Origin of the sequence: Paenibacillus sp. NPDC058071, assembly GCF_042885235.1 — a bacterium.
Taxonomy (GTDB): Bacteria; Bacillota; Bacilli; order Paenibacillales; family Paenibacillaceae; genus Pristimantibacillus.
Genome location: NZ_JBHVSK010000001.1, coordinates 514,766 through 520,812, shown reverse-complemented (window position 1 = coordinate 520,812; position 6,047 = coordinate 514,766). Strand labels below are relative to the sequence as shown.

The 6,047-nt window shown below is 47.3% G+C and carries 5 protein-coding genes, 1 CRISPR repeat array and 1 riboswitch; of the genes, 1 reads left to right on the top strand and 4 read right to left on the bottom strand.

Features of this window, described 5'->3' with window-relative positions:
* Positions 1-63: 63 nt before the first annotated feature.
* A CRISPR array of direct repeats spans positions 64-358; the repeat unit is 33 nt; unit sequence AATTTCAATCCACGCTCCTACATAAGGAGCGAC.
* Between the two features lie 268 nt (positions 359-626).
* The 4 genes from ACFVTB_RS02380 to ACFVTB_RS02365 all read right to left on the bottom strand — a co-directional run bounded on the left by ACFVTB_RS02380 (position 627) and on the right by ACFVTB_RS02365 (position 5,111).
* Positions 627-1,616: a serine hydrolase domain-containing protein gene (locus tag ACFVTB_RS02380; protein WP_387744558.1), complete on the bottom strand. Its 990-nt coding sequence runs from the start codon at positions 1,614-1,616 to the stop codon at positions 627-629.
* A 183-nt stretch (positions 1,617-1,799) separates the two neighbouring features.
* A complete protein-coding gene (locus ACFVTB_RS02375) occupies positions 1,800-2,846 on the bottom strand; it encodes a Rieske 2Fe-2S domain-containing protein (protein ID WP_387744555.1) in 1,047 nt (348 codons plus the stop codon).
* A gap of 94 nt (positions 2,847-2,940) precedes the next feature.
* A riboswitch (purine riboswitch) is annotated at positions 2,941-3,042 on the bottom strand.
* 441 nt (positions 3,043-3,483) lie between these two features.
* A complete protein-coding gene (locus ACFVTB_RS02370; RefSeq protein ID WP_387744552.1) occupies positions 3,484-4,407 on the bottom strand; it encodes a cupin domain-containing protein in 924 nt (307 codons plus the stop codon).
* A gap of 101 nt (positions 4,408-4,508) precedes the next feature.
* Positions 4,509-5,111 (bottom strand): manganese efflux pump, encoded by a 603-nt coding sequence (locus ACFVTB_RS02365; RefSeq protein ID WP_387744549.1) that lies wholly within the window; start codon positions 5,109-5,111, stop codon positions 4,509-4,511.
* A 267-nt stretch (positions 5,112-5,378) separates the two neighbouring features.
* Between ACFVTB_RS02365 and ACFVTB_RS02360 the strand changes: the two genes are divergently transcribed.
* Positions 5,379-6,035, top strand: coding sequence for a DUF1232 domain-containing protein (locus ACFVTB_RS02360; protein WP_387744546.1), 657 nt, complete (start codon positions 5,379-5,381; stop codon positions 6,033-6,035).
* The last annotated feature ends 12 nt before the right edge of the window (positions 6,036-6,047 follow it).

Genomic DNA, 6,047 nt, shown 5'->3' with positions numbered 1-6,047 from the left:
TCAATCCACGCTCCTACATAAGGAGCGACACGGAAAAATCATACATTTGAGGTGAATTAATCGTATTTCAATCCACGCTCCTACATAAGGAGCGACGTTAAATATGTCCAGCTTGAGCAGTATGGGCAATTTCAATCCACGCTCCTACATAAGGAGCGACTGGAGGGCATTTTCGATATGATTAATATAGGTAATTTCAATCCACGCTCCTACATAAGGAGCGACGATCTTGCAATGCGCCTTAAACAAGCCCACGAAGAATTTCAATCCACGCTCCTACATAAGGAGCGACGGTCGTACGATGTTACGGCCATAATTGAGCTGTAATTTCAATCCACGCTCCTACATAAGGAGCGACTGCGAGCAAATTACGCCCTGATAGAACAAGGGATTGCAAGCGCTTTAGTGCGAATAGCACATTAGCGCCAACATAAAATGGGATTAAATGTAAATTAAATCCCCAAAACCCGCATCTGACGCGGAGTGCGAATCCCCCAGGGATTTCATGTGAGCTTCACATTCGCACCAGATCTTGTTTCTTCACCCTACGAGCACTAATACTAACTACCTTTCATTATACACTTCCCAAAATCTTACTGCTAGAATAAAACGTCAGTGCGAGTGATCTAGTCTTGGTTTTTACTTTGTACCTGCCGTTGCTGCCATTCCGAGAGGAGTAGGGGAGCGATAGAATCGAGGAACGCATTGCCGGGAATTCGGTCCTTCTTGCGTTTGTCGTCGGTTAGGACGACAACAATTTTCAAGTCCGGTACCACATAGATAAACTGTCCGGCGTAGCCTCTCGCGTAAAAATAGTTCAGCGACACGGGAGCCTCATATTCGTTCTCATCTGAATGTTCGCCTAACGTGTCAGCCCACCAATGCCAGCCGTAAAAACCGGTGTTTGGCGCGGTTGCCGGAACGAACGGCTTCACGGAAAAGTTTGCCCTCTCTGCGGAAACGAGCTGTTGCTGCTCCCAACTCCCGCGATTCAAATAAAGCTGCCCGAACTTCAGCAGGTCTCCAGGGCGCATTCGCATGCCATAACCGCCGGTATGATTGCCTTGAGGATCGATTTCCCACTCATATTGTTCAATGCCAAGGTGACCAAACAGGTTGTCTTCGGCAAAACGTGCGACAGACGTGCCGCATGCCTGTACGAGAATAGCCGACAGAAGCTGGGATACCCCAGAGCTGTACTCCATTCGGCTTCCCGGCGTATCTGAGATGGGCTGCTCCAAAACGAAATCAACCCAATTGTCTGAACGAGTCATGCGCGGAAAAGATTTAATTCCTCCGAACTCAGTCCATTGAAACCCGGCAGTCATCGTTAAGAGATGCTCCAACGTAATGTCCCGTTTCCGAGGATCAGGGTCCGTGAGCAGCTGCGGATAAAATTCGGAAAGCAGTGTGTCTGCCTCCGGGATAATTCTTCGATCCATAGCGATGCAAATAAGAGCCGATAAAATGCTCTTCGTGCACGAGTTTATTTTGGCCATTTCTGACGGAATGAGCGGATTCCGATAATACTCAAACAGCATTTGACCGTCATGGTTGACCAGACAGCTTCTCAAATCTAAAGCTTCTATAGCTGTTGTTAAATCCTTAAAGTCCATAATAGGTAGTCATCCTTGCTATCGGTTTGTCCGATGAATGTTGTAATTACGAGTATAGTATGTCCGCATTAGCTTCGTAAACCTTTAACGCTGGAGTCGAACAAGAGCACATGTAACGCTAATGAGGTTTGCAATGAACAAAAGAGAGGCTCGGCGGCCTCCCCTTCATTCTGGTCATCTTTATTAGGAAGTATAATTCTTTCCCAAGCCCAATTCCGTAAGCAGCTGCCTGTAAGCAATGGAGGTTCGGTCTGCCGGAATATGAGCTTCGGCCATTAAGTCAAGTGGGAGCTCTTCGGGCGTCTGTGCTTCGACCATGTCGCTGTCCTCTTGAAAAACTTGCAGATTGAATTTAATGGTGTCTTCGATGGGGGCGTTTTTATCAAAGTTCCGCGATATCGGGCAAAACAATCGCGTATGCTTTGCGGAGACTGGAGAAGCACAATTTAATATCATTAATTTCCCGTCATTCGGAAAATGCACGGTAAGCGACGCTGCAAATGGGGCAAATACACGAAAAGCTCTCAGCCACATGAATCCGTCGGGAGCCGGATTTTCTTGCCCTCTTCCATAGTTGCTGACCGTACTCCAATAATCTGCCAGCAGTGTATTCCCGTCTCGCGCGACTTTGTACTGAGGAACCTCGGTATTGTTGCGATCCCCGAATGTGGCCGTATGCACGAAAGCAAAATGCGAGACATCCAGGAAGCCCTCCAATTGGCGGCCTGCCGAGCCTGCTATATCAAAGCTGGGCGGTAAAATATTGATGTAGTCCGGATCGTCCCATCCCAAAAATTCAGGAAGACGTACCTCTGTCGGAGCAAGAGAGGTCCAGATCAATCCGTACCGTTCGATGGATGGATAGACAATTAGCTTAAGCTTTGGCGATATTTTAGATTCGGGATGTGCCGGGACTGCTGTACAGACCCCATTGCAGTTATAACGGAAGCCGTGATAGGGGCACACAATTTCGTCGTTTTCGATCCAGCCCTTACTCAGTGGAGCACCTCGATGAAAACAAAGGTCTCGCGCGACCACAACGCTGCCGCGACTGCGGTAACAAACTAATTTGACGTCGAGTAATTTTACAGCCACCGGTTTATCCTTGATTTCATCGGAGATCGCAATCGGATACCAAAATTGCGATAGAACCTGCCAGTCGTTTGGAGAGAAAGTGCAGTCGCGAGGAAGCTGTACGGGAGTTTCAGATGAACGACTAATGCTTGTCATAATAAACACTCCTTTAAAATTGATTGGCGTCAAACGTAAATAAACCCCAAGCAAAGAGAGCCAAATAAAATAATCCTAATTGGGTGCAATAGGCATTTTATTAAGGCTCTCTTGTAGCCTGGGGCAATTACGGTTGCCTGGTCGAGACGCTCACTCCAATTAATGAGCTTATACAAGAGAAGTTTGTGTCATTTAACATGACATTAATTCGATTATAATTTTCATTTTAACGAGCGATCGTTTGTATGTCAATGCTAAATTGGAGAAAACAAGCAGGGGAGATCGCGGAATTGAGTATCGGACAATTAAATACGTTATAATACCTAACATAAAATCCGGCACGCAGGACGATTAGACGGCATTCATAATTTTTTACTACCACATATTGCATTCCTTTGATTAAAATACAAATAGAAGCCCGATTCAACAACATTCATCTTGTTCGGACAGGGAGTATTATGCTTGTTCAGAAGCCGGTATCCTTAAGGTAGCATTACAAAAAAAACAAGCTGGCGCCTTGCGGCTACCAGCAATTATAGTTTACCCGATGCGACTTTTATTATTCTTTCTGTTGTCATAAGACGCATTTTATACTCAGTAAAATATCAATTGAAGCAATATGCCGATCGGTATTGAACTAGTGCTCTGCTGCCATTGCATCGGCCTTGCTTCGATGAACGGTGCCGAACGGATGTTCAGGCGGGGCATAGATGCTGTATAACTTCAGCGGCTTCGAGCCGGTGTTCGTAACGTTATGCCAGGTGCCGGCAGGAACCATAATTGCATCAGTATCGCCAACCGCTTCCTGAAAATCGAGCCGCTCTTTGCTGCTGCCCATTTGTACCAGTCCTTCTCCTTCTTCAATACGTAAAAATTGATCGACAATAGGGTGGACTTCCAGACCAATATCGTCCCCAACCTCAATGCTCATGACCGTAACTTGCAGATGCTGTCCAGTCCAAATCGCAGTTCGGTACGTATTGTTGTTCTTAGCAGCTTCTTCGATATTTACAACGTAAGGAGTGCCGCCATGATCCTTAAGCACCGTTTCGCTCAATCGGGAAATGCTGGAGCTAATCTCATGCTGGGCGGAAGCTGCCTGCAAAAAAACGTTCCGAGCCGAAGGATGTTGGGATATGGAACCGCTTTGCCAATATCCTCTGCTTGCTGTCTCGCAAGCTTCACCGGCTATTTGGAGTCCTTCTCGGAACGTGCGAAAATCAATGCGGTGAATCTTATATTGCGGTTGCGAGCCGGTAAGCGTGGTATAAAGATGGCCAAATTGATGGAACTGCGTTCTTTTATTGTTCAAAGCGTGTTGGATGAGGTCGTTATAGTGTTGATCAGGGGCAATCTCGGCTAATCTGCTAAATAAATCAATTGTCGAAGCCTCTTGGTGCATGCCGACAAGAGCGGATTCTGCCGCTCGACTCATCTCCACATTGCCAGCTACTATGGCATACGCACCGTAATGCCGGTAATCAGGAGCATGGTATGGGAACTGGGAATAAGGGGAGTAAGCATAGAAATTGGGGACTGGGGCGCCATAAGCATCATTCATCAAAGGATTCCCTCCAGAAAAATATAGCACTATCGTATGCCCAGTTCATTCGGGATGTGCGCTAAGCCGATTTACATAACCTAACGCTGATGAAGAATAGTCTAGTTTAAGAAAGCCATCGCTGCGACGACAAGCAGCAGAACACCGCTGATCAGCGTTCCGAATTGCCCTAACGTGTATTTGCCAATTCGCACGTGCGCCAATCTGACGCCGAAAGCAACACCGCTCCATACCGTTATAAAGCTGCCTGCCGCCGCCAGCAGTGAAATAAGGAGAGGAGACAGTCCAAGCAGTCCTGCGCCAAGGCCGTTGGTAAGCGCATTAGCAGATAAGGCAATGCCGAGCATGACCGATTCGCCCCAGCCGATAGTTGTTGCGGAGGCCTCCCGTCCAGCGGCCGTTTCTTGTTCGCCGGCAGCCGCACCGCTAGTGTTTTTGCGCGGGGCAGCCAACAAGATAATGCGAATGCCGATAATGACGAGAACGAATGCCCCGAGGATAACGGGAAGAATGCCTGGCAGCAGCTTGGAGATCCACATTCCGAAATAGATGCCAAACACACTGAATAAAAAACAAATGACGGCAATCAACAAGTTCGAGAACACGCGGATACGGATGTTGCGAATGCCGTACGACAGCCCTACGCCTAGATTGTCAATGCTGGACGAGAAGGTCAAAGCCGCAACAATTAACCAAGATGCCATGTGGAAATAACGCCTCCTAATGTCAGCCGTCAAGAATAGCCGAGAACCGGCAAAGTTCGGGCCGCTTGGAGCTGATTTCTTGATGTTTGTTGTATTGTATGAGGCTTTGTTGCAATCGTGACAATAACTGTTGAGAAATTAGCAACAGCGGCTAATTTGGCGGACAGCTTTCGTGATTTTTTCGTCCAATATCGACTTGAATTATGGAAAATTTATGAGGGTGGAGGAATAAAATATAGCATAAGGAGGCTGAAGGGAGGATGAGGAATGAAGAAGGAAAAAAATGTTCACGCCGCCCCACAGCTTGGTTTTATGCTAAAAGCATTGATGCGGCAGCATGGCTTGTCCATGCGCAAGCTAAGTGAGTTGACGGGAATTCAGACGGCTACGATATCACGAATCGTCAACGGCAAGCAAACGGCCCAGATCAGACATCTTCAGCAGTTTTCGACGGTATTTCAAGTGCCGATGAAGGAGCTGCTGGAAGCAACCGGGCTGGAGATAGAGAGCGGCAGCATCCAAGAGGGAGAGCAGGACTCTTTAATAAATTTGATACAAGATACGCTCAAGCATGCAAGTCTGCTCGATTACGATCACATTGTGCCTTCCATTCAGCTCGAGCTTGATCGCTACGAACGCTACGCCTTGACGGAGGAAGGACACCAGCTTATTACAAACAAATTTACGAGCAAGGCGCAGCAGGTAGACGGAATGGGACCGTTCATCGACCAGCTTATGAGAATGCATAAGCAGTATGAAGATATTCATATTACTGAGGACGAGCGCGCCATACTGGGAAGCGTGCTGCTCTATTTCATTTTGTCCACGGATGTCATACCGGACTATATTTTTCCGATCGGTTATTTGGATGATGCCATTGCAATCAAGCTGGGACTTAATCGATTGGCAAAGGTCGGAGGGTAAGGGGGAAGGGGC

Excerpts from the sequence above, each read along its gene's own strand:
- ACFVTB_RS02380 (WP_387744558.1), bottom strand. The coding sequence starts at position 1,616 with ATGGACTTTAAGGATTTAACAACAGCTATAGAAGCTTTAGATTTGAGA.
- ACFVTB_RS02375 (WP_387744555.1), bottom strand. The coding sequence starts at position 2,846 with ATGACAAGCATTAGTCGTTCATCTGAAACTCCCGTACAGCTTCCTCGC.
- ACFVTB_RS02370 (WP_387744552.1), bottom strand. The coding sequence starts at position 4,407 with ATGAATGATGCTTATGGCGCCCCAGTCCCCAATTTCTATGCTTACTCC.
- ACFVTB_RS02365 (WP_387744549.1), bottom strand. The coding sequence starts at position 5,111 with ATGGCATCTTGGTTAATTGTTGCGGCTTTGACCTTCTCGTCCAGCATT.
- ACFVTB_RS02360 (WP_387744546.1), top strand. The coding sequence starts at position 5,379 with ATGAAGAAGGAAAAAAATGTTCACGCCGCCCCACAGCTTGGTTTTATG.